At 69.9% G+C, this 21,371-nt stretch carries 21 protein-coding genes, 1 tRNA gene, 1 other RNA gene and 1 pseudogene; 15 read left to right on the forward strand and 9 right to left on the reverse strand.

Features of this window, described 5'->3' with window-relative positions; all coding sequences use genetic code 11:
* The first annotated feature begins 47 nt into the window (after positions 1 to 47).
* The 4 genes from FHG54_RS07865 to FHG54_RS07880 are packed head-to-tail and all read left to right on the forward strand — an operon-like array spanning position 48 to position 1,759.
* On the forward strand, positions 48 to 428 hold the full coding sequence (locus FHG54_RS07865) for a TadE/TadG family type IV pilus assembly protein (protein WP_232331267.1): 381 nt from the start codon (positions 48 to 50) through the stop codon (positions 426 to 428).
* Positions 403 to 867, forward strand: coding sequence for a hypothetical protein (locus tag FHG54_RS07870; protein WP_139416785.1), 465 nt, complete (start codon positions 403 to 405; stop codon positions 865 to 867). Before FHG54_RS07865 ends, FHG54_RS07870 begins: the two co-directional genes overlap by 26 nt.
* The gene (locus tag FHG54_RS07875) at positions 867 to 1,313 is read left to right on the forward strand and encodes a pilus assembly protein TadG-related protein (RefSeq protein WP_139416786.1); all 447 of its coding nucleotides are present in this window, start codon (positions 867 to 869) and stop codon (positions 1,311 to 1,313) included. Before FHG54_RS07870 ends, FHG54_RS07875 begins: the two co-directional genes overlap by 1 nt.
* A 47-nt stretch (positions 1,314 to 1,360) precedes the next feature.
* Positions 1,361 to 1,759, forward strand: coding sequence for a PPOX class F420-dependent oxidoreductase (locus FHG54_RS07880; RefSeq protein ID WP_139416787.1), 399 nt, complete (start codon positions 1,361 to 1,363; stop codon positions 1,757 to 1,759).
* Between the two features lie 40 nt (positions 1,760 to 1,799).
* Here FHG54_RS07880 and FHG54_RS07885 read toward each other — a convergent pair whose 3' ends face one another.
* On the reverse strand, positions 1,800 to 3,095 hold the full coding sequence (locus FHG54_RS07885; protein WP_139416788.1) for an MFS transporter: 1,296 nt from the start codon (positions 3,093 to 3,095) through the stop codon (positions 1,800 to 1,802).
* A 67-nt stretch (positions 3,096 to 3,162) separates the two neighbouring features.
* Here FHG54_RS07885 and prfB point away from each other — a divergent pair, with 67 nt between their 5' ends.
* From prfB to FHG54_RS07910, 5 genes and pseudogenes are all read left to right on the forward strand, one after another.
* Positions 3,163 to 4,269, forward strand: coding sequence for a peptide chain release factor 2 (prfB, locus tag FHG54_RS07890; RefSeq protein WP_139416789.1), 1,107 nt, complete (start codon positions 3,163 to 3,165; stop codon positions 4,267 to 4,269).
* Between the two features lie 124 nt (positions 4,270 to 4,393).
* Positions 4,394 to 4,975 (forward strand): annotated as a pseudogene (locus FHG54_RS07895) (cell division ATP-binding protein FtsE); the annotation flags it as partial.
* A gap of 459 nt (positions 4,976 to 5,434) precedes the next feature.
* Positions 5,435 to 6,346 (forward strand): permease-like cell division protein FtsX, encoded by a 912-nt coding sequence (ftsX, locus tag FHG54_RS07900; protein ID WP_139418356.1) that lies wholly within the window; start codon positions 5,435 to 5,437, stop codon positions 6,344 to 6,346.
* Positions 6,347 to 6,451: 105 nt separating this feature from the next.
* Complete coding sequence (gene smpB / locus FHG54_RS07905) at positions 6,452 to 6,928, forward strand: SsrA-binding protein SmpB (RefSeq protein ID WP_139416790.1); 477 nt, start codon at positions 6,452 to 6,454, stop codon at positions 6,926 to 6,928.
* A gap of 64 nt (positions 6,929 to 6,992) precedes the next feature.
* The gene (locus FHG54_RS07910) at positions 6,993 to 7,730 is read left to right on the forward strand and encodes a tyrosine-protein phosphatase (RefSeq protein WP_139416791.1); all 738 of its coding nucleotides are present in this window, start codon (positions 6,993 to 6,995) and stop codon (positions 7,728 to 7,730) included.
* A gap of 33 nt (positions 7,731 to 7,763) precedes the next feature.
* Here the strand turns inward: FHG54_RS07910 and FHG54_RS07915 are convergent, their stop codons facing one another.
* The gene (locus FHG54_RS07915; RefSeq protein WP_168197145.1) at positions 7,764 to 8,441 is read right to left on the reverse strand and encodes an SIMPL domain-containing protein; all 678 of its coding nucleotides are present in this window, start codon (positions 8,439 to 8,441) and stop codon (positions 7,764 to 7,766) included.
* Between the two features lie 192 nt (positions 8,442 to 8,633).
* On the opposite strand from FHG54_RS07915, the gene ssrA reads away from it, so the two are divergent.
* Positions 8,634 to 9,005: a transfer-messenger RNA gene (gene ssrA / locus FHG54_RS07920) on the forward strand.
* 77 nt (positions 9,006 to 9,082) lie between these two features.
* Here ssrA and FHG54_RS07925 read toward each other — a convergent pair.
* Both FHG54_RS07925 and FHG54_RS07930 read right to left on the reverse strand, forming a co-directional pair.
* Complete coding sequence (locus FHG54_RS07925) at positions 9,083 to 9,619, reverse strand: septum formation family protein (protein ID WP_139416793.1); 537 nt, start codon at positions 9,617 to 9,619, stop codon at positions 9,083 to 9,085.
* 3 nt (positions 9,620 to 9,622) lie between these two features.
* Positions 9,623 to 10,471 carry an inositol monophosphatase family protein gene (locus FHG54_RS07930; RefSeq protein ID WP_139416794.1) on the reverse strand — a complete coding sequence of 283 codons (849 nt, stop codon included), beginning with the start codon at positions 10,469 to 10,471 and terminating at the stop codon, positions 9,623 to 9,625.
* 114 nt (positions 10,472 to 10,585) lie between these two features.
* Between FHG54_RS07930 and FHG54_RS07935 the strand changes: the two genes are divergently transcribed.
* Positions 10,586 to 10,658, forward strand: a tRNA-Lys gene (locus FHG54_RS07935).
* Positions 10,659 to 10,726: 68 nt separating this feature from the next.
* Here FHG54_RS07935 and FHG54_RS07940 read toward each other — a convergent pair.
* The 5 genes from FHG54_RS07940 to FHG54_RS07960 form a co-directional block, all read right to left on the reverse strand.
* Positions 10,727 to 11,320 carry an energy-coupling factor transporter transmembrane component T family protein gene (locus FHG54_RS07940; RefSeq protein ID WP_139416795.1) on the reverse strand — a complete coding sequence of 198 codons (594 nt, stop codon included), beginning with the start codon at positions 11,318 to 11,320 and terminating at the stop codon, positions 10,727 to 10,729.
* Positions 11,317 to 12,033 (reverse strand): energy-coupling factor ABC transporter ATP-binding protein, encoded by a 717-nt coding sequence (locus tag FHG54_RS07945; RefSeq protein WP_233437905.1) that lies wholly within the window; start codon positions 12,031 to 12,033, stop codon positions 11,317 to 11,319. Before FHG54_RS07945 ends, FHG54_RS07940 begins: the two co-directional genes overlap by 4 nt.
* Entirely contained in the window at positions 11,994 to 12,647 is a 654-nt protein-coding gene (locus FHG54_RS07950; RefSeq protein WP_139416797.1) for a biotin transporter BioY, read from the reverse strand. The genes FHG54_RS07945 and FHG54_RS07950 overlap by 40 nt, the downstream gene beginning before the upstream one ends.
* Positions 12,648 to 12,763: 116 nt before the next feature.
* Positions 12,764 to 13,240 (reverse strand): hypothetical protein, encoded by a 477-nt coding sequence (locus tag FHG54_RS07955; protein ID WP_139416798.1) that lies wholly within the window; start codon positions 13,238 to 13,240, stop codon positions 12,764 to 12,766.
* Positions 13,241 to 13,343: 103 nt separating this feature from the next.
* The gene (locus FHG54_RS07960; protein ID WP_139416799.1) at positions 13,344 to 13,532 is read right to left on the reverse strand and encodes a hypothetical protein; all 189 of its coding nucleotides are present in this window, start codon (positions 13,530 to 13,532) and stop codon (positions 13,344 to 13,346) included.
* Positions 13,533 to 13,629: 97 nt separating this feature from the next.
* Here FHG54_RS07960 and FHG54_RS07965 point away from each other — a divergent pair, with 97 nt between their 5' ends.
* From FHG54_RS07965 to FHG54_RS07980, 4 genes are read left to right on the forward strand one after another with little or no spacing between them, the layout of a single operon-like run.
* Entirely contained in the window at positions 13,630 to 14,229 is a 600-nt protein-coding gene (locus FHG54_RS07965) for a TetR/AcrR family transcriptional regulator (RefSeq protein WP_139416800.1), read from the forward strand.
* A 7-nt stretch (positions 14,230 to 14,236) separates the two neighbouring features.
* Complete coding sequence (locus FHG54_RS07970) at positions 14,237 to 17,122, forward strand: MMPL family transporter (RefSeq protein ID WP_198169711.1); 2,886 nt, start codon at positions 14,237 to 14,239, stop codon at positions 17,120 to 17,122.
* Positions 17,119 to 19,065 (forward strand): YhgE/Pip family protein, encoded by a 1,947-nt coding sequence (locus FHG54_RS07975; RefSeq protein WP_139416801.1) that lies wholly within the window; start codon positions 17,119 to 17,121, stop codon positions 19,063 to 19,065. The genes FHG54_RS07970 and FHG54_RS07975 overlap by 4 nt, the downstream gene beginning before the upstream one ends.
* A gap of 56 nt (positions 19,066 to 19,121) precedes the next feature.
* A complete protein-coding gene (locus tag FHG54_RS07980; RefSeq protein ID WP_198169710.1) occupies positions 19,122 to 21,368 on the forward strand; it encodes a bifunctional alpha,alpha-trehalose-phosphate synthase (UDP-forming)/trehalose-phosphatase in 2,247 nt (748 codons plus the stop codon).
* The last annotated feature ends 3 nt before the right edge of the window (positions 21,369 to 21,371 follow it).

Consider the following 21,371-nt stretch of genomic DNA (forward strand, 5'->3'; position numbering starts at 1 on the left):
CGCTGCGCCGCCGCGCCGCTCGGGCATGGGGCACGCGACTGCGCGCGTTGGCGAACGATGAACGAGGCTCGGCCGTCGCCGAATTCACGCTCGTCGGCATCCTGCTCACGGTGCTCGCGCTCGCCGTCATCCAACTGGCCCTCGCGCTCCACGTGCGCAACACCGTGCTCGACGCCGCAGCCGAGGGCGCACGATACGCCGCGCTCGCCGGATCGAGCGAGGGGGCGGGCGTCGCTCGCACGAGAGAGCTCATCAGCATGGCGGTCTCGGCGGAGTACGCCGACGATGTGCGGGCGGGCATCAGCACGGTCGACGGCGTCAGCATGGTGTCGGTGACGGTGCGGGCGCCGCTCCCGATCGTGGGCCTGCTCGGGGTCGACCGTGCATTGGAGGTGACGGGGCATGCTGCGCTCGAGGCTCTCGACTGACGACGGCTCGGCCTCACTCGAGTTCCTCACCGTCGGCATGATCCTGCTCGTACCGATCGTCTACCTCGTGCTCGCGATGGCGTCGATCCAGGGTGGGGCGCTGGCCGTCGAGGGTGCGGCCCGGCAGGCGGCGAGAGTCGCGGTGCAGGCGTCAGACGAACGGGCAGCGCATGACGCCGTGGAGCGCGCCGTGCGGATCACCCTCGACGACTACGGGGTCGACGCCGACGAGGCATCCGTGACCGTGTCGTGCTCGCCGTCGGGTGACTGCCGCGCCGCCGGGGAGCGCGTACGGGTCTCGGTCATTGCGAGCGTGACCCTGCCGCTCGTACCCGACGTGCTCTCGCTCCATCAGGCGGCCCGCGTGCCGCTCGAGGCGAGTGCGACCCAGACGGTCTCGCGGTTCGTCGCCGGGGCCGTCGCCGGGAGCGACCCGTGATGCGCTCTGCCCGCGCCCGCCTCGACCAGGACGAGCAGGGATCGACCCTCCTGCTCACGATCTTCTACTGCGTGCTGGGTCTCTCCCTCGTGCTCGTCGTCGTATCGGCGACGTCCCTCTACCTCGAACGCAAGCGCCTGTTCACCCTCGCCGACGGTGCCGCGCTCGCGGCGGCGGAGGCGTGGAGCCTCGACACCGTGCAGGTCGAGGGCGACCGCCTCTCGCTCGAACTCGACTCGGCCGAGGTCGGGTCGGCCGCGAGCGCGTATCTCGCCGACGCGGTGCACGAGCTGCACGAGGTCGAGCTCGTGCGCGCGGCATCCGATGACGGCCAGAGCGCCACGGTCGTCATGCGTGCCGTCTGGTACGCGCCCATCCACACCGAGCTCCTGCCGATCTCGGTGCCGATCGAGGTGACGGCGACAGCGCGCTCGGTCTTCCACTGAGCAGGCAGCGATGCTGCCGACCCGGCGGCATGCGGTTGACTGGGGACATGACCGTCGACATCTCAGATCACTTCGCCCGCATCCTCGCAGCCCCCGTCTTCGCACACCTCGGCACCGTGCGTCCGAACGGCGAGGTGCAGGTCAACCCCATGTGGTTCGAGTTCGACCCGGCGACGCAGACGATCCGCTTCACGCATACGACGAAGCGCGCGAAGTTCCGGAATCTCGCAGCCGACCCGCGCATGACCCTCGAGATGATCGACCCCGAGAACCCGCTCAAGTACGTCGAGGTGCGCGGGCGCCTCGCCGAGATCGTGCCCGATCCCGAGGGTGCGATGTACGTGCGCCTCGCCGAGCGCTACGGCAACGCCAACCCGCAGGCGCCCGGAGACAAGGCAGACCGGGTCATCCTCGTGATGACGATCGAGAAGATCAACGGGCGATGAGCGCGCACAGGAGCCGCGGCGACGGCGAGGTCACGCCGCGTCAGCGCCTCCGATGCGGCACGTAGCGGGGAATCCACCGCCAGAGCATCGCGGCACCGAGCAGGCCGAGTGCCCCGACCACGACGTTCGCCGCCATGATCGACGCGATCGAGGTCATGGCGGCGATCAGGAGCGGCGCCCCGGCCCCACCGGTGTCGCCGATCATGCGGAACGCGCCGAGGAACGGCGCGGGGTTCTGCTTCGGGGCGAGGTCGGCTCCGAGGGTCATGATGATGCCGCTCGTGATGCCGTTCGCGAGGCCGAGCCAGACGGCGATGACCGTGAACCAGAGCGCGTTCGCCGGCAGGTCGTGGGTGAACGCCAGGGCGATGTGGCCGGCGGCCATGCCGAGCATGCCGGGAATCGCACTCCAGAGGCGCCCGAAGCGGTCCATCAGCTGGCCGCTCGCGTAGAAGAGGGCGAAGTCGATCGTGCCCGAGATGCCGATCACGAGGGCCGCCTGCTCGGCCGGCATGTCGATCGAGACCGACCACAGCGGCAGCATGACCGTGCGGCTCACGCGGATCGCGGAGAGCAGCCCGATGCCGGTGCCGACGCGGGCGAGCACGCCGCCGTTCTCGCGGATCGCACGGAACACGCTCGGCGACGACTCCGCCGCGGCCTCGGCCTCGCCGGCGGTGAGCGGCCGGCCCGAGGCATCCGTCGGCGCGTTCGAGCGGTCATCGGATGCCGCGCGCGCGAGTCTCGCGGCGCCGAAGACCCGCTCGGGGTCGGGCAGCAGAAGCAACACGCCGATCACCGCGAAGCATGCCCCGACGAGCACCCAGATCACGGACTCGCTCGAACCGGTCCACGCGATGATGGCGGCGGCGACGAAGGGCCCGGCGGCCCAACCGGCGCGGAACACGCCGCCGAGCGTCGAGAGCGCGCGAGCGCGGAATCGAACCGGCACGTAGCTCGTGAGGAACGCGTGCCGGGCGAGCCCGAACACGGCGGTCGCGAGCCCGAGGAGGAACACGCCGACGGCGAGCGCCGGCAGGGTGGGGGAGACGATCGCGATGAGCACGCCGACGACCGCGAGCATCGCCGCGCCGATCATCGCGTTGCGTTCGCCGATGCGGGCGACGAGCCATCCGGCCGGGAGGTCGCCCGCGAGCTCGCCGACCATGAGCATCGCGGCGATGAGGCCGGCGAGGGCGAGCGAGGCACCGCGCTCGGTCGCGATGAGCGGGATGATCGGGATCATCGCGCCCTCGCCGAGCGAGAAGACGAGGGTCGGCAGGTAGGCCGGGAGGATGATCGATCGCCACGAGAATCGGGGCGGGGAATCGGTCATCGCCTCGACGCTACACCCGCACATGCGGTGCACCACGTGGGAGTCGACTCGCGTAGGCTGGGAGGTCATGTTGGATCTTGACCTCACGCAGGAGATCGCCGCGCTGCGCTCCACCTTCCGAGACATCCGCGCGGTCGTCGACGTCGACGCCCTCGAAGCCGACATCGAGCGGCTCTCAGCAGAGGCGGGCGTCCCCGATCTCTGGGACGACACGGCGAACGCCCAGAAGGTGACGAGCGCCCTCAGTCACCGCCAGTCCGAGCTCGCGCGGGTGAAAGGCATCGACTCGCGCCTCGACGATCTCGAAGTGCTCGTCGAACTCGCCAACGAGATGGGCGACGAGGACTCCGCGGCCGAGGCCCGCGCCGAACTCGAGTCGCTGCAGCAGGCGATCGGCGATCTCGAGGTGCAGACGCTGCTCGACGGCGAATGGGACGACCGCCCGGCGGTCATCACGATCCGCGCCGGTGCGGGCGGCGTCGATGCCGCCGACTTCGCCGAGATGCTCATGCGCATGTACCTGCGCTGGGCCGAGCAGCACGGGTACCGGGCGACCGTGATGGACACGAGCTATGCCGAAGAGGCGGGCATCAAGTCGGCCACCTTCGAGATCGATGCGCCCTACGCGTTCGGCACCCTGAGCGTCGAGGCCGGAACGCACCGCCTCGTGCGCATGAGCCCCTTCGGTGCGGCAGGCAAGCGCCAGACGAGTTTCGCGGCCGTCGAGGTCATCCCGCTCATGGAAGAGGCGCAGGAGGTCGACATCCCCGAGAGCGACATCCGCGTCGACGTGTTCCGTTCGAGCGGCCCCGGCGGCCAGTCGGTCAACACGACCGACTCCGCCGTGCGCCTCACGCACCTGCCGACCGGCACGGTGGTCTCGATGCAGAACGAGAAGTCGCAGATCCAGAACCGCGCGGCGGCGATGCGGGTGCTGCAGTCGCGACTGCTCCTCATCCAGAAGGAGCAGGAGGCGGCCCAGAAGAAGGAGCTCGCGGGCAACATCACCGCGAGCTGGGGCGACCAGATGCGCTCCTACGTGCTCGCGCCGTACCAGATGGTGAAAGACCTCCGCACCGAGCACGAGGTGGGCAACCCGAGTCACGTCTTCGACGGCGACATCGACGGATTCATCTCGGCCGGCATCAAGTGGCGCAAGCGAAAAGAAGACTAGCCGCCCGGCCTCTCACGCAGATTCGGGGGCGGGTCGTGCCGGTCGTCCCGATCCGGCGAACGTCCACCCGGATTTCCGGTGTCGCTGCCCACTTTTCCGTGGTCCCTGCCTAGGCTCGATTCCGATGATCCGCTTCGACTCCGTCACCAAGTCCTACTCCGGCCAGGCGAGGCCAGCCCTGAACGACGTCGGGGTCGAGATCCTCCGCGGAGAATTCGTCTTCCTCGTTGGTGCTTCCGGCTCGGGCAAGTCGAGCTTCCTCCGGCTGATCCTCAAGGAGGAGAAGCCGTCGAAGGGCTCGATCCATGTGCTCGGTCAAGACCTCGGTTCGATCTCGAGCCGGAAGGTGCCCTACTTCCGCCGTGATCTCGGCGTCGTCTTCCAGGACTTCCGGCTGCTCCAGAACAAGTCGGTCTACGAGAACGTCGCCTTCACGCTTCGGGTGATCGGCAAGTCGCGCGGCTACGTGCAGTCTGCCGTGCCGGAGACGCTGAAGCTCGTCGGGCTCGACGGCAAGGGCAAGCGCATGCCGCACGAGCTCTCGGGCGGTGAGCAGCAACGCGTCGCGATCGCGAGGGCGATCGTCAACAAGCCGCAGATCCTCCTCGCCGACGAGCCGACGGGCAATCTCGACCCGGTCACGAGCGCGGGCATCATGACGCTGCTCGAACGCATCAACGCGGGCGGCACCACGATCGTCATGGCCACACATGAGGCCGGCATCGTCGACCAGATGCGCCGGCGCGTCATCGAACTCTCCGCGGGCGACATCGTGCGCGATGAGCGCAGCGCCGGCTACGACGGGCAGACGGTGCGCGACATCGAGTACGTGCCGGAGCAGGAGCAGGAGGCGACAGACGAGCCCGGCCGAGCCGTCCGCCACTGCAGCCCCCGCGGTCGCCGCGGCCGCGCCGAAGGTCACTCCGGAGGTCATGCGCGACGCCGGGCCGCTCTACGTCGAACCCGAGGCGACCGACGACGTGACCGACGCCGCTGCCGAGATCACGGCCGCCGCCACCGGCACGATCCGGCTCGACCAGGACCAGGTGACGGCGAAGAAGACCGGCGCCGCATCCGCGCACCTGACGCTCGCCGAACGCCTCGGACTCCGGGCCCCGGGAGGCCCCCGGGAAGGCGACGACGATCAGGAAGTGGGGCCGACGAAATGAGGATCGGTCTCGTGATCTCCGAGGCGGCGAACGGCCTTCGCCGGAACGCCTCGATGGTGGTCTCCGTCGTGCTCGTCACGTTCATCTCGTTGACGTTCGTCGGCACCGCGGCCCTGCTGCAATTGCAGATCGGTCAGATGAAGAACTACTGGTACGATCGCGCGCAGGTCGCCGTCTACCTCTGCACGGGTGTCTCGACGACGGCGGGGTGCACCGACGGCGAGGCGACGGAGGAGCAGAAGGACGCGATCGAGGAGCAGCTCTCCTCCGACACCCTCGCGAAGTACATCGACGAGTTCTACTTCGAGGACCGCGAGCAGGCGTTCGAGAACTTCCAGGAGCAGTTCGAGGGCACGCCGGCCGCCGACTATGTGACCCCCGAGGTGCTGAACGAGACGTTCTGGGTGAACCTCGTCGACCCGTCGCAGGCGGCGGTGCTCGTCGAGAGCTTCGCGGGCATGGCCGGCGTCGAGGGGGTGGTCGACCAGCGGCGCTACCTCGACCAGATCTTCGACGTGTTGAACGCGGCGAGCTACACCGCGATCGCCGTCGCGGCGATCATGCTCGTGGCCGCGGCGCTGCTCATCGCGACGACGATTCGGCTCTCGGCGTTCTCGCGGCGACGAGAGCTCGGCATCATGCGGCTCGTCGGAGCTTCGAACCGGTTCATCCAGACCCCCTTCGTGCTCGAGGGCGTGTTCGCGGGGCTCATCGGCTCGCTCCTCGCCGGAGGTGCCGTCGTCGCGATCGTGCACTTCTTCGTGCAGGGCTACCTCGTCGACAACCTCTCGTTCACCTTCGTCGATCTCTCCGATGCCCTCCTCGTGGTGCCGTTGCTGATCCTCGTCGGCGTCGTGCTCGCGGCCGTCTCGGCCGGCATCGCGATCACGAGGTATCTGAAGGTCTGATCGAGCGAATTCGTCGAGGTTTCGCATGGCGGGCCGCGTGCGGCTAGACTGAACGGCTGCTCCGGATGCCCCGGGGCATCCGCTACTCGACGCAAGGAGCCGCTCGTGCCCAGGGAGACCGGTCAGAAGGTCGTGGCGACCAACCGCAAGGCCCGCCACGACTACACGATCGAGGACACCTACGAGGCCGGCCTCGTGCTCACGGGCACCGAGGTCAAGTCGCTCCGCGAGGGCCGTGCGTCACTCGTCGACGGCTATGCCTTCATCGAAGGCGGCGAGATGTGGCTCGATGCCGTGCACATTCCCGAGTACACCGAGGGCACGTGGAACAATCACACGCCGCGCCGCAAGCGCAAGCTCCTGCTGCACAAGCAGGAGATCGTGAAGATCAGCCACCGCACGAGCCAGGGCGGGTACACTCTCGTGCCGCTGCAGATCTACTTCTCGGGTGGGCGGGCGAAGGTCGAGATCGCGATCGCGAAGGGCAAGCGGGAGTACGACAAGCGGCACGCGCTGCGCGAGCGTCAGGACAAGCGCGAGGCCGACCGCGCCATGGCGAGCCGGCGCCATCTCGGCGACTGAGCTCGGGCTCGCGACCCCGTTCGCTCCGATGCGTGCGCTCGGAACGCGCGGTAGGCTCGGGTCGATGCAGACCTCGACGCGCCTTCCGGTTCCCGGCACCTACAACTTCCGCGACCTCGGCGGGTTGTCGGCGCTGACCGGCACCGTCCGCGACGGCGTGCTGTACCGCGCCGACGGACTCGCCCGGCTCGGCGAGGCGGGGCAGGCGCGACTGCGCGAGCTCGGGGTCGGCATCGTCATCGACCTGCGCGACGAGAACGAGGCGCAGATGATGCCCGACGACCTCGGCGATCTCGACGTCGAAGTGCTTCGGCTGCCGGTCTTCGAGGGCTCAGGCGCTTCGCAGGGCATGGCGGGCATCTCACTCGAAGCCCTCTACGAGCGCATCGCCGTCCAGCACGCCTCGGTCGTCGTCGCCGCCCTGCGCGAGATCTCGACCGCCGGCGATCGCGGCGTCGTCGTGCACTGCACCGCGGGCAAGGACCGCACCGGAGTCGTCGTGGCGTTCACCCTGCTCGCCGTCGGCGTCGATCGCGAGTCCGTGATCCTCGACTACGCCGCGACCGAGGCGAACCTGGCCGGAGAATGGCTCGAAGGAATGGTCGAGCTCGTCTCTCGTTACGGGGTGCCCGACTCGCCGGCGCTGCGCACACTCATGGGCGGCAGCCCGCGCGAGGCCATCGAGGGCGTGATCGAACTCGTCGAGCGCGAGCACGGCTCGGTGCGCGAGTACCTGCTCGCGTCGGGCCTCGAGCTCAGCACCCTCGCCTCGCTCGAACAGTTGCTCATCGAGCCCGCGTGAGCGGTCGGTCGTCGGCGAGCCGTCCAGCGTCGGCTACCGCGGGTCGGCGGTGAACCTCGCCTCGACGGATGCCTCGATCACGAGCAGCGCAGGAGTGAACTGCGACGGCGCCCCGCCACCGCCTGAGATGTCGGCCGACATGCGCACGGCGGAGAGCACCCCACCGGGGCCGCCGCGGGCGACGGGCTGAACCGTGAGCAGGCCGGTGTCGGCGAGCTCGGCGGGTGCCGGCGTGCCGAGTCCGAGCGCTGCCGCGTACACGGCGGCCTTCGCCACCGCGTCGGCGACGGCCTCGCGCTGGGCGGTCGCCTGGGTGCGCTTTCGCGTGGCATCCGTCAGCCGCCAGTCGATGCCGATGATGCCGATGGACTCGCCCAGCGAGACCGTGCTCACCCAGTCGCCGAGTCGGCCGAGGTCGGTGAAGACGACCTCGACGTCGGCGCTCGTCTGGTGCACGACGGGCAGTTGCTTGCCCTCGTTGTTCCATGGGCGGTGGGAGAAGACACGCAGTTGGCCGGCAGACCACGTGTCGAGCACACCGGATGCCTCGAGCTCGCGCACCGCCGCGAGCAGCTCTTCGTGCGCTCTCGACGTGCGTGCGAGCGTGGCGTCGCGTTCCGCGCCGGAGCCGCTCACCGTCAGCGCGACGGCGCCGAGCTCGGGTGCGATGCGTTGTTCGGCCGTGCCGCGAACTGTGATGGTGGTGGTCACATCGGCCTCCAAGTGATTCCGCTCGGGAATGGCGGAGCGGTCGCGCCTGTTCTAGACTGTAAGGCCGGGCACCCGAAGTTTCGACGGAGGCGCTCGGTTCGGGTTCCGACCCGTGTTTGGAAACTCCACAGTGCGACAACGGCCCGCCAGGCCCCGTTCAGTTCCGACTGGGCGACGGTCACGGCGATTCATGGGGATGATCGGTTTCGACATCGTCTGCGAACCCACGAGAAGCGGGCCGAGGATCCAGGGTTATCTCGTAAACGATCTCTGGAAAACAACAAGTGCCAATTCAAAGCGCACTGACTTCGCCCTCGCTGCATAAGCGAGCCCGATAGTCCGTCAGCCCGCGGGTCCGTTCCCGCCCCGGTAGCTGGCGTCATCTAGGGAACTTGCTGCGTGTGGTCGCCTGAGCGACACGCGGGACTTCATTCAGGCTGGGCCCGTCGACCTAGGCGCCTGTGGCAAAGGTCGGGGCCGAGCAGAACGCTTGCACAGGCTGCGCCCGGAGAAGGCGTGGAATCACAGCGATGGACGGGGGTTCAATTCCCCCCATCTCCACCAATGGTCGTTGTCGCACAGTGTGGCCGAGGATGCCGCGTGGCGAAGCCTGATGGCGCGCCGCGCGGCATCCGTTCGTTTCAGCGGGCCGACCCGGCCAGCGTGCCGGTGACCTTGCCGGCGGGGTCGTAGATCACGCACGAGACGACGCGGTCCTCCGCCCGTTCCCAGCTCTCCTGCGACGGGCGGTACGCGTAGAAGCCGAGCGTCGACGAGTCGTAGGCGAGGCCGACGAACGGCTCGAACTGTGCGAGGCAGGCCTCGTCGGCCCGGGTCTGGACGGCCTCCTCGCCCGGGAACTCGTCGCCGTCGAGGGTGAGGTCGAAGTACACCTCTTCATCGTGGGGCTGGTCGCACGGCACGACGGGCACCTCGGAGACGAGCTCCTCGCTCACCTCGTTCATGCAGTCGCCGACCATGAGGGCGAAGACGTCGGCGTCACCCTGCTCGATGAACTCCTGGGTGGTCTCGTCTCGTGCGGGCTGCGACGCCGAGCCGCCGACGAGATCGCGGACCACGCCGCAACCGGAGAGCGGGATGACGACCGCGGCCGCGGCGAGGCAGGTGAGGGCGCGCATGAGCGTGCGGCGCGTTGCAGTGCTCGCGGGAGCGGCCATCGTCTATGCCCCCTCGCTGAGCGCGGCGAGCACCTCGTCGTGGAGCCGGCCGTTCGTCGCGAGCGCACTGCCGTGCCACGGGCCGGGCTCGCCGGCGATCGAGCTGAAGCGCCCGCCGGCCTCTTCGACGATCGGGATGAGGGCTGCGAGGTCGTACGGCTGCACGTCGAATTCACCGGTGATGTCGATGAGCCCCTCGGCGAGGAGCGTGTACGACCACAGGTCGCCGTAGGCCCGGTCGCGCCAGACGCGTTCGCAGAGGGCGAGCAGGTGGTCGAGGCGGCCGGCGTCGCGCCACTGCGCGAGGCTCTGGAAACTCAGCGAGGCATCGGCGAGGGAGTCGACGCCGGAGACCCGCAGGCGGCGTGCCCCGGGAACTCGAGCGGATGCGGCATCAGCCATCTGCTCGTCGCTGACGACGCCGAGCTCGCCCGCAGACGCGCTCGTCCACGCGCCGTGCCCGCGTGCCGCCCACCAGCGACGACCCATCGCGGGGGAGGAGGCCACGCCGACGACGGGCACGCCGTCGACGGCCAGCGCGATGAGGGTGCCCCAGACCGGAACGCCGCGCAGGAAGTTCGCGGTGCCGTCGATCGGGTCGATGATCCACTGGCGTGCCGTGTCGCCTTCGGTGCCGAACTCCTCGCCGAGGATGCCATCGCCGGGCCGAGACGTGGCCAGCCGGTCGCGGATCGTTCGCTCCACTGCGAGATCGGCCTCGGTGACGGGGGTGCGGTCGGGCTTCGTCTGCACGTCGAGGTCGATCGCCCGGAATCGCCCGAGCGAGACGGCGTCGGCGAGATCGGCGAGTTCGAGGGCGAGGCTCAGGTCTTCGGAGAGGTCGACGGGCACCTGTCCAGCCTAGCGAGGTGCGAGGGGCTGCCGGTGCGTTCGATTGGCGCGAGAGGCCGGTGTGCTGGTAGCGTTGTCTCTCGGTTCGGGGTTGTCAGCGACATCCGGAATCACGCACCTCTAGCTCAATCGGCAGAGCAACTGACTCTTAATCAGTGGGTTCTGGGTTCAAGTCCCAGGGGGTGCACGGAAAGCCTCGAACCTCTCGCCGGGTTCGGGGCTTTTTCACGTCGCGCCTCATCGCCGGGCAACCGGTCAGTCGTCGAAGCCGCGCGCGACGAGCGCCTCGCCCATGGCGTCGGCCGTCTGCAGTGCGCGCACGACGACCGGCACCGCGACGGCGCGCAGGGAGGCCTCGGCACCGCGCGCCTTGCGCGCCTCGAGCACCGCACGCACGATCTCGGCGAGGAGCGGCACCGCTCGGATCGTCATCGCGAGCACGATGCCCACACGGTCGGCATCGATGCGCGGGGCGAGCGGCCGCAGCCCTCGCTGCGCGGCGTCGAGAATGGCCGAGACCTGGGTGGTGAGTGTCACGAGCGCGGCGAGCGCGACGCACCCAGCGAGGCGCATCGACATGACGAGCGCCGATTCCCACCCCGAGAACAGCGCGTTGAGCGGCGCCGCGATGGCGAGGATCCAGAGCACCGGCACGAGCTGACGGGCCGCGACTCGCGGCGGGATCCGCGCGACGGCGAAGCCGGAGAGCACCACGGACAGGGCGATCGCGAGCATCCACCAGGCCGGCAGCAGTGCGATCACGACGACGGATGCCGCGAGCAGACCGAGCTTGACCCCGGCGGGCGTGCGGTGCAGCAGTGAGTCGCCCGCGACGTAGGCGCCGATCACGAGATGAGTGCCCGATAGGCGTCGAGCGCGACCGACGGCACGTCGTCGGCGACGATGCGGCCGCCCTCGACGACGAGCACACGGTCGAACGACTCGACCGCTTCGAGCCGATGCGTGACGACGATGAGCTGCTCATCGAGCTGGGCGAAGTGTCGTTCGACGAGCTCGGCATTCCGGGCATCGAGGAGCGTCGTCGGTTCGTCGGCGACGACGACGGCCGGCCGCATGACGAGCACCGCCGCGAGGGCGAGCAGCTGTTTCTGCCCGCCCGACAGGCGGTGTGCCGGGCGGTCGGACAGCTCGGTGAGGCCGAACCGGTCGAGTGCGGCGTCGACTCGAGCCGCGGCATCCGCTGCATGCAGACGGAGCCGGCGCAGCGAGAACGCGATGTCTTCGCGCACCGTTGGCATGACGATCTGGTGGTCGGGGTTCGTGAAGACGAAACCGACCCGGCGGCGCACCTCGCGGCCGTGGCGCGCGACGTCGAGGTCGTCGACCGTCACCCGCCCGGCGGTCGGTGCGACCAGTCCGTTGACGAGGCGGGCGAGCGTCGACTTGCCCGAACCGTTCGCCCCGACCACGCCGATGCGCCGCTCGGTGAGCCGGAGTGAGACGTCGCTCAGCACCGCCTCGCCGTCGTAGCGGTGCGTCACGTGATCGAAGACGACCTCGGTCATGCTGCGGGCGAGTCCTCGCGGCGCTGCCAGGGCCATGCGCGCGGCGTGAGGAGTCCTGGCCAGGCGCGGTGCACACCGGTGGCGACGGCCGCGGTGACCACGGCCTTCGCGACATCGCCGATGAGGAACGGCGACATCACGCCGATCGCCGCGCCGACGGGCATGCCCGTGACGACGGCGAACCACGGAATGCCGACGAGATAGACGACGAGCACGCCGCCGACGAGGCTCGCGGCCGCGATCGCCCAGAACGGCGGCTTCGGAGCGAAACGCTCGACGAGCCAGCCGATCACGAACACACCGGGGATGAAGCCGACGAGGAAGCCGCCGGTCGGGCCTGCGAGGATGCCGAGGCCCGCGGCGCCGCCGGCGAGGATGGGCAGCCCGGCAAGGCCGAGTGCCACGTAGACCGTCACCGCGAGTGTTCCCCTTCGGGCGCCGAGGATGGCTCCCGCGAGCATCACGCCGAGGGTCTGCAGGGTGATCGGCACGCCGAATCCGAGCGGAATCTGACCCGGCAGGGTGAGGGCAGCGATGAGGGCGGCGAAGACGGCGATCTGCGCGAGGTCGCGAGCGGTGCTTCGGCGCGGTGCGGCGGTGACGTCACCGGTCTCGGAGTCGCGGGGGGTGGTGCTGCGGGCGGAGCTCATCGGGTTCCCTCTCGTGGCGTGCGGGCGATTGCCCGAAGATCACGCTACGAGGCGCGACGGGGCGCGGGCTCGGCTGGCGATACAAGAATGACCGCTCGATTTTGGAGAACCGCGGCTCAGGCCGCTCGTACGTCGACGGCCGTGGCCGCGCCGATCGTTGGCAGCGCGGCGGCCTCGACCTCGACGGATGCTTCGACGTGCGTATCTGTGTCGGCTGCGTCGTCGATCGGTGCCGACGTCTCGACCGGATCGGCCCAGACGATGAGCGGCGCCGGCTCCCACCCGAGCGCGAGGGTCTCTTCGCCGGCGGGCACGACGACGGCGACGGAGTCGCGTTCGTCGAGGATCGCGCGGGTGAGCTCTGCTGCGATCTGGTGCGTGAGCATCGCATGGAAGATGCGGTCGGTGTCGCCGTCGGACTTGCGCACGAGCGACCACCCACCGCCGGGACCGATGAATTCCGACAGCCGAGAGTTCAGCAGTTCGAAGATGTGCTCGCCGCGAAGGTCTGCCGCAGAAGGGTGCGGGGTCGGCGCGGCTACATGGGCGGAGGCCTGGGCGGCAAGTCGTGCACGGCGCCAGCGGCGGAACATCGGTGGCCCCTCTCGTCGGATCGTCTGCGGGTCGTTCGTCCCAGTTTCGGGCACGGCGACGCGTATTCCGGGTGACACGCCGCGCAGCGACGGCTCGAAGGCGCTATTCGGAGAGTTCGTCCTGCTTCGACTCCTCGGCCACCGTGCCGATCGCGATCGCGAGGCTCGCGGCCCACGACACCCACATGAGCGCGAGGCGCCAGTCACGGGGGCCCGATGCGGTGGTCTTCACGACGGCGAAGCCGCTGATGACGGCGCTGATGACGGCTCCACTGAAGAGGTACTTGCGCATGGGGCAACGCTATCGTGCCCTCCGCCGTGGCTGTGAGGCATCCGTGAATCTGACCGATCGTGCAGAATCTGACCGATCGGTCAACTACCGTGAGTACATGCCGTCCGACGAATCCGCCCCCTCTCGTGTGCGCGCAAGCGACGAACTCCGCCAGGTCGCGCTCGAACAGTTCTCGACCGTCGGCTTCGCTGCGAGCTCGTTGCAGCAGATCGCCGACCGCGCGGGCTACTCGAAGTCGAGCGTGCTCTACCACTTCGCCTCGAAGGAGGCGCTGCTCGAGGCTGCGATCGACCCGGCGATCGACCGGCTCGAGGCGCTGCTCGGCGACTTCGTCGCGGGCGGACGCTCGTCGGCGGCGCGAGCGGTCTTCATCGAGCGCTTCGTCGACTTCCTGCTCGGCAACCGGCTCGCGGTGCACACGTTCGTGAACCAGGGCCAGTCGCTGCGCGGGCTGCCGGTGATCGAACGCGCGACGACCGCCATCCGCGGCCTCGCCGGATCGGTCAGCAATGGCGACGCCACGACCGCCGAGCAGATGCGCTTCGGCGTCGCGCTGGCGGGTGCGACCTACATGCTCGTGGCCGGTGCCATGTTCCTCGACGACGACCAGAAGCAGAACGACGACGACCTTCGCGCCGGGCTCGTCTCCGTCCTCTCCGAACTCCTGCTGACGGCCGACGGCCGCACGACCAGATAGGCGCCACATGGCACTCCTCCTCCACCGCATCGGTCGCTTCGCGTTCCGCCGTGCCTGGTACGTCATCGTCGCCTGGGTGCTCGCCCTCGGCGCGCTCCTCGGTGTCGGTCTCGGCCTCGGCGGTCAGCTGCAGGATTCCTTCGCCATCCCCGGCACCGAGTCGCAGACGGCGATCGACCAGCTCGCAGCGGTCTTCCCCGAGACGGCGGGGGCCTCAGCCAAGGCCGTCGTCGAAGCGCCCGACGGCGAGGCCGTCGAGGCGGGCTCGGCGCGAGGGGCGATCGAGGCGATGGAGGCCGAGATCGAGCAACTCGACGGCGTTGCGAGCGTGCTCGGCCCCTTCGACGAGTACGCGGGCGACCAGATCTCGGGCGACCGACGCACCGCCTACATCCAGATCCAGTTCGACGGCCAGGTGACGGATGTCACGGCGGACACGCTCGACGCCGTGACCGCGACCGGCGACGTCGGCCGTGACGCGGGCCTCACCGTCGCCTTCGGAGGCGACGTCTTCCAGGAGACGAGCTTCGGCCTCACCGTCACCGAGGTGTTCGGCGTGCTCTTCGCCGCCGTGGTGCTCATCATCACCTTCGGCTCGCTCCTCGCGGCCGGCATGCCGCTGCTGACCGCCCTCGTCGGCGTCGGCGCGGCCTTCGGCGGCATCTCGATCGTCGCGGCGTTCACCACGGTGTCATCGACCGCGCCCATGCTCGCCGTCATGATCGGCCTCGCCGTCGGCATCGACTACGCGCTCTTCATCCTCTCCAGGCATCGCAACCAGCTCGCTCGCGGCCTGGACCCCGAGGAGTCGGCGGCCGAGGCCGTCGCGACCGCGGGCGGAGCGGTCGTGTTCGCCGGCCTCACGGTGATCATCGCGCTGCTCGGCCTGCTCGTCGTGGGTATCCCGTTCCTCAGCGTGATGGGCGTCGGCGCAGCGTTGGCCGTGCTCATCGCCGTTGCCGGGGCGGTCACCCTGCTGCCCGCCCTGCTCGGCGTGTTCGGGCGGAGGCTCGTGCCGAAACCCGGCAGTCGGGCCCACCGCCGGGCGAACGCCGACGACGACAGCGGCAAGCGCACGATGGGCCGCCGCTGGGTCGACCTCGTGCTGAAGGCCCCGGTCGTCTTCGTGGTGGTCGTCGTCGGCGTGCTCGGCACCGCCGCGGTGCCCGCCCTCAGCCTCGACCTCAACCTGCCGAACGGCTCGGGCACCGAGGGCTCGAGCCAGCGCGGGGCCTACGAGATGATCGAGAACGGATTCGGCCCCGGCTACAACGGCCCGCTCATCGTGACCGTCGACATCACCCAGACCACCGACATCCTCGACGATCTCGACGCCATCGGTGCCCGCATCGATCAGCTCGACGACGTCGCGTTCGTCGGCCAGGGGCTGCCGAACCCGACGGCCGACACCGCGATCATCCAGGTCATCCCCGAGAGTGCACCGGATGCCCCGGCGACGAAGGTGCTCGTCGAGAACATCCGCGAGCTCGAACCCTCGATCGCCGCCGACTACGGCACGCCCATCGCCGTCACCGGCTACACGGCGGTCGCGATCGACATCTCGAACCGGTTGGCCGACGCGCTGATCCCGTTCGCGCTCATCGTCGTCGGGCTCTCGATCGTGCTCCTCGCCATGGTGTTCCGCTCGGTGTTCGTGCCGATCAAGGCCGCCCTCGGCTTCCTGCTGTCGGCGTTCGGCGCGATCGGCGTCACCGTCGCGATCTTCCAGTGGGGCTGGTTCGCCGAGCTGTTGCACGTCGAGCCCGGCCCGATCCTCAGCTTCCTGCCGATCCTGCTCATGGCGGTGCTGTTCGGACTCGCCATGGACTACCAGGTGTTCCTCGTCTCGGGCATGCGCGAGGAGTTCGTGAAGACCGGTGACGCGCGGAGGTCCGTCGTGCACGGCTTCCAGCACGCCGCACGCGTCGTCACCGCCGCGGCGCTCATCATGTTCTTCGTCTTCTTCGCCTTCGTGCCCGAGGGTGCGGGCGTGATCAAGGGCATCGCCTTCGCGCTCGCCGTGGGCGTCGCCTTCGACGCCTTCCTCGTGCGCATGACGCTCGTGCCCGCCGCGATGGCCCTCGCGGGCAACGCCGCGTGGTGGCTGCCGAAATGGCTCGCGCGCGTGCTGCCGAACGTCGACATCGAGGGTGAGGGCCTTCGCACCCACCTCGAACAGGAGGAGTGGGCCGCGTCGCGGCCGGCCGCCGTGAACGCGGAGGCGGCGGTCTTCGGCCTGCCCGAGCGACCCATCGGCCCACTGACCGTCGAGGTGCCGGTGGGCGGCGTGCTCGTCGTGCAGGGCGACGCCGTCGATCGCCGTGTCGTCTCCGCGACGCTCGCGGGCAGACTCGCGCCGGTCGGGGGCCGTCTCGCCGTGCTCGGCTCGCCGCTGCCCTCGGGCGCCGGCGCGATCATGCGCGGTGTCGCCATCGCAGAGGTCGCAGCGGCCGCCGCACCGGGCGGCACGGTCGGCGAGCTGATCGCCGCCCGACTCGATGCCACCCGCCCCTGGTACCGCATCGCGCCGGCCCGTTCACTCGTTCGCAGCTGGACCGAGCGTGCGGCCGCAGCGACCGGCAACGGTCCTGACGGACCGCGGTTCACCGCCGAGACTCCGCTCTCCGCACTCGGCGTCGAGGCTCGCACGCTCGTCGCCGTCGCGGCGGCGCTCGCCGAACGGCCGAAGGCCATCGTCGTCGACCTCGACGATGATCCCGGCGCGGCGACCGGCGAGCTCTGGCACGCGCTCGCCGCGCTCGTGCCCGCACAGGTGACGGTGATCGTCGGCCTCGGCACCTCCGCCCTGCCGCCCGGCGCGTCGCCGGAACTCGCCGCACGCGGCATCCGCACCCTCGAACCCGTCTCGCGTATTCAGGAGGCCCTCCGATGAGCACCCGACTCTCCCGACTGTTCGGCTCGACTCCTGCCCAGCGCCGCGTGCGCTACGGCGCGCTGCTCGCCGCGGTCGTCGCCGTGCCCCTCGCCGTCGCCGGACTCGTCTCGGGTGCGGTCGGGGGCGGCGGCGACAACCTCGAGCAGATCCCCGCCGTCGTCGTGAACAACGACGAGATGGTGACGATGACGCTGCCCGACGGCACCGATCAGTCCGTGCTCGCCGGCCGTCTCCTCGTGACCGAACTCACCGACCCGGAGACCTCCGGGTTCCAGTGGACGATCTCGAACGACGAAGAGGCCGCCGATCTTCTCGCGTCGGGCGACGCCTACGCCGTACTCACGATCCCTGCCGACTTCTCGGAGTCGGTGACCTCGCTCTCGGGTGCCGAACCCACACAGGCCGATCTCGACATCCGCACCGACGACGCCCACGGCTACCTCGCCGGATCGGTCGCGCAGTCGGTCGGCGACGCCATGTCGGCGACCTTCGGCCGCGAGCTGACCGCGCAGTACCTCGAAGGCCTCTACACGAACCTCGCGACCATGGGCGGCGCGCTCGGCGATGCCGCCGATGGCGCGACGCAGCTCTCCAGCGGCGCCGGCTCGCTCGCGGGCGGTCTCACCACCCTCTCGAGCGGGGTCGCCTCCGCGACGAGCGGCGCAGCGGAGGCTGCGAGCGGCGCACACCAGTACGCCGCCGGTGTCACGCAGTACACGCAGGGCGTCGAGGGAATGGCCGGTGGACTTGCGGCCCTCGAACAGGGTGCTGCAGGTCTCACGCCGGTCGCCGAGGGCGTGACCGGCTACGTCGGCGGCATCAACGGCGTCGTCGACCAGATCAACTCGGGCATCACACCGCTCATCGCCGAACTGCAGAAGCTCGCGGAGACCAACCCCGAACTGCAACCGGGCATCGACGAGGCCATCGCGGCACTGCAGCAGGGCGAGGGGATGCTGCAGGGCTTCACGCAGCAGGGCAACGCCCTCGCAGCGGGAACGACGGCGGCCGTCACCGGCGTGCAGGGCGGCATCTCGCAGTCCGCAACGGGTGCCGCACAACTGGCGGCGGGCTCCGCCGGCATCCGCGACGGGGCGACCGGACTCGCCTCGGGGCTCGACGAACTCGCGGGCGGCCTCGGTGCGCTGCAGGGCGGTGCAGCGGATGCCGCGAGCGGCGCCACGCAACTCGCGGGCGGCGCCGACACGCTCGCTTCGGGACTCGCCTCGGGTGCCGAGAGCGCCGCCGCGCTCACCGACATCGATGCTTCGAAGACCGCCGACGTGATCGCCGAACCGGTCACGGCGGCCGCGACTCGCGACCACGAGATCGACGGCGTCGGCGACGTCATCGGCATGCTGTTCGTACCGGTCGGCCTGTGGCTCGGCGCTCTCGCGCTCTTCCTGGTGTTCCGGCCGTTCGGGCGCGAAGCGCTGCGCTCCACCGCCTCGACCGGAGGGCTCGTCTGGCGCACGCTTGCGCGGGCCGGCCTCATCGCGCTCGCGCAGGCCGTCGCGGTCGTGCTGCTGTTGCACGGCGTCATGGACGTCGCGTGGAGCCTGTTGCCGCAGACCCTCGCGTTCGCGGCGTTGCTCGCCCTCGTGTTCACCGCGTTGCACGCCTTCCTGACGGTCTGGCTCGGCCGGGCCGGCCTGCTCATCTCGCTCGTGCTCGTCGCGCTCCAGCTCACCGCGTCCGGCGGGCTCTATCCGGTCGAAGTGCTGAGCGGGCCGTACCAGGCCATCAGCCCGTTCCTGCCGCTCACCTGGGCGGTGCAGGGCATGCAGCTGATCGTGGCGGGTGCATCCGGGGGAGCGGTCGCGATGGCGGCGGGCGTGCTCGTCGTCTTCGGCCTCGTGGGCGTGCTCGGCACGGCCCTCGTGGTCGGCCGGCGCCGCGGCATCCGCTCGATCGGATTCGCGGCGGCCGCGCTCGGCTGACCCGTGCGCAGCCCGGCTGTTAGCCTGAATCGAGCGCGAGAAGGGACATCCGCCACATGAACGCCCCTGAACCGAAACGCGACGATCTCTACGTCGATGCCGCCTACGACATGATCGTCGTCTCGAACCGGTTGCCGGTCGACTACCAGCGTGGGCCCGACGGTGAGACGATCTGGAAGAGTTCGCCGGGTGGCCTCGTCACCGCCCTCGAACCGGTCATGCGAGCCGCCGACGGCGCATGGGTCGGCTGGGCCGGGGTCGCCGACCGCGAGTTCGACCCGTTCGAGCATGACGGCATCAGCATCATCCCGGTTCCGCTGTCGGAGTCGGAGCTCGAGGAGTACTACGAGGGCTTCTCCAATGACACGCTCTGGCCGCTCTACCACGACGTCATCGCGTCGCCGTCGTACCACCGGGAATGGTGGGATGCCTACGTGCGGGTGAACCGCCGCTTCGCAGAGGCCGCGGCTCGCGCGGCGTCACCCGGCGCGGTCGTGTGGGTGCAGGACTACCAGTTGCAGCTCGTGCCGCGCATGCTCCGTGAGAAGCGTCCCGACCTCGTGATCGGCTTCTTCAATCACATCCCGTTTCCGGCATACGGTCTCTATTCGCAGCTGCCATGGCGACGCCAGGTGCTCGACGGACTGCTCGGCGCCGACGTCATCGGCTTCCAGCGCGCGGCAGACGCGGGCAACTTCACGCGCGCCGTGCGCCGGCTCTTCGGCCACGCGACGCGGGGCAGCGTCATCGAGGTGCCCGGCGAAGACGGCGAGGTGCGACGCGTCGTCGCCCGCCAGTTCCCGATCTCGATCGACTCCGCCGGTTTCGAGGAGCTCGCGAGGCGACCCGACGTGCAGGCGCGCGCCGACGAGATCCGCGAGAGCCTCGGCAACCCCGGGACGATCATGCTCGGCGTCGATCGCCTCGACTACACGAAGGGCATCAGGCATCGTCTGAAGGCCTTCGGCGAGCTGCTGCGCGACGGCCGCCTCGACGTCGAGGATGTCACGCTCGTGCAGGTCGCGAGCCCGTCGCGCGAGCGCGTCGAGACGTACCGGCAACTTCGCGACGAGATCGAGCTGATGGTGGGGCGTCTGAACGGCGATCACTCGACGCTCGGCCACCAGGCGATCGCCTACCTGCACCACGGTTACCCGCGGGAGGAGATGGTCGCGCTCTACCTCGCCGCCGATGTGATGCTCGTGACGGCGCTCCGCGACGGAATGAACCTCGTCGCCAAGGAGTTCGTGGCGTGCAGCTTCGACGCCGACGGCGTGCTCGTGCTCAGCGAGTTCGCCGGGGCATCCGATGAACTGCGCCAGGCGATCCTCGTGAACCCGCACGACATCGAGGGTCTGAAGGACGCGATGGTCGAGGCGGCGCACATGCCGCGCAAGGAGCGCACCCGTCGCATGCGGGCGCTCCGCAAGCGGGTACGCGAGAACGACGTGGCGAAATGGTCGTCGACCTTCCTGAAGACGCTCACCGGCGCGGGCATCATCGCCTCGGGGGTACCCGACGGGCTGGAAGCCGCGATGGTGCGCCTGGCGGAGACCGACCGGCTGCTCGTGGCGCTCGACTTCGACGGCACCCTCGCTCCGCTCGTCGACCGGCCCGAAGACGCGCGGGCGACGAGCCGCGCCCGCGCCGCGATCACGCGTCTGGCCGCGATCGACGACACCCGTGTCGCGATCGTCTCCGGTCGTGCGCTCGAGAGTCTCCGCGAGGTCGCCGATCCGCCGCCCGGAGCCTTGCTCAGCGGCTCGCACGGCGTGGAGCTCCAGCTCGACACCGGTGCCGTCACGATCGACCTCCGCGACGCGGAGCTCGCAGCGCTCGACCACCTCACGAAGGTGATCGAGGAGATCGCATCGGGCACCGAGGGAGCGTGGGTGGAACGGAAGCCGGCGGGCCTCGCGTTGCACACCCGCAAGGTCGCCTCCGATGCGGCGACGGAGCTCCAGCGCGTGGCGCGGGCGCGCGTCGAGGCCGAGATCCCAGAGCTCACGGTGCGCAGCGGCAAGAACGTGCTGGAGTTCTCGGTTCGCCCGAGCGACAAGGGGGAGGCCCTCACCCGACTTCGGCAGCACTCCGGCGCCAGCGCGGTCGTCTACGTCGGCGATGACGTGACCGACGAAGACGCGTTCGCGGCGCTCGAGACCGACGACCTCGGCGTGAAGGTCGGTCAGGGCAGGTCGCTCGCGGCGCACCGCGTGCGCAGCCCCGACGATGTCGCCACCCTCCTCGAGCGCCTCGCCGATGCCCGCGACGCGACGCGCGGGGGCCCGTCGCGCTGGTCATAGAAT

The sequence above is a fragment of the Agromyces laixinhei genome, assembly GCF_006337065.1.
GTDB classification, from domain to species: domain Bacteria; phylum Actinomycetota; class Actinomycetes; order Actinomycetales; family Microbacteriaceae; genus Agromyces; species Agromyces laixinhei.

Coding starts and splice junctions, on each gene's coding strand:
- FHG54_RS07965 (WP_139416800.1), top strand. CDS start 13,630: ATGCCGTCCGACGAATCCGCCCCCTCTCGTGTGCGCGCAAGCGACGAA.
- FHG54_RS07875 (WP_139416786.1), top strand. CDS start 867: ATGCGCTCTGCCCGCGCCCGCCTCGACCAGGACGAGCAGGGATCGACC.
- FHG54_RS07960 (WP_139416799.1), bottom strand. CDS start 13,532: ATGCGCAAGTACCTCTTCAGTGGAGCCGTCATCAGCGCCGTCATCAGC.
- FHG54_RS07945 (WP_233437905.1), bottom strand. CDS start 12,033: ATGGCCCTGGCAGCGCCGCGAGGACTCGCCCGCAGCATGACCGAGGTC.
- ftsX (WP_139418356.1), top strand. CDS start 5,435: ATGAGGATCGGTCTCGTGATCTCCGAGGCGGCGAACGGCCTTCGCCGG.
- FHG54_RS07980 (WP_198169710.1), top strand. CDS start 19,122: ATGAACGCCCCTGAACCGAAACGCGACGATCTCTACGTCGATGCCGCC.
- FHG54_RS07885 (WP_139416788.1), bottom strand. CDS start 3,095: ATGACCGATTCCCCGCCCCGATTCTCGTGGCGATCGATCATCCTCCCG.
- FHG54_RS07955 (WP_139416798.1), bottom strand. CDS start 13,240: ATGTTCCGCCGCTGGCGCCGTGCACGACTTGCCGCCCAGGCCTCCGCC.
- FHG54_RS07950 (WP_139416797.1), bottom strand. CDS start 12,647: ATGAGCTCCGCCCGCAGCACCACCCCCCGCGACTCCGAGACCGGTGAC.
- prfB (WP_139416789.1), top strand. CDS start 3,163: ATGTTGGATCTTGACCTCACGCAGGAGATCGCCGCGCTGCGCTCCACC.
- FHG54_RS07880 (WP_139416787.1), top strand. CDS start 1,361: ATGACCGTCGACATCTCAGATCACTTCGCCCGCATCCTCGCAGCCCCC.
- FHG54_RS07910 (WP_139416791.1), top strand. CDS start 6,993: ATGCAGACCTCGACGCGCCTTCCGGTTCCCGGCACCTACAACTTCCGC.
- FHG54_RS07970 (WP_198169711.1), top strand. CDS start 14,237: ATGGCACTCCTCCTCCACCGCATCGGTCGCTTCGCGTTCCGCCGTGCC.
- FHG54_RS07870 (WP_139416785.1), top strand. CDS start 403: ATGCTGCGCTCGAGGCTCTCGACTGACGACGGCTCGGCCTCACTCGAG.
- FHG54_RS07925 (WP_139416793.1), bottom strand. CDS start 9,619: ATGGCCGCTCCCGCGAGCACTGCAACGCGCCGCACGCTCATGCGCGCC.
- FHG54_RS07975 (WP_139416801.1), top strand. CDS start 17,119: ATGAGCACCCGACTCTCCCGACTGTTCGGCTCGACTCCTGCCCAGCGC.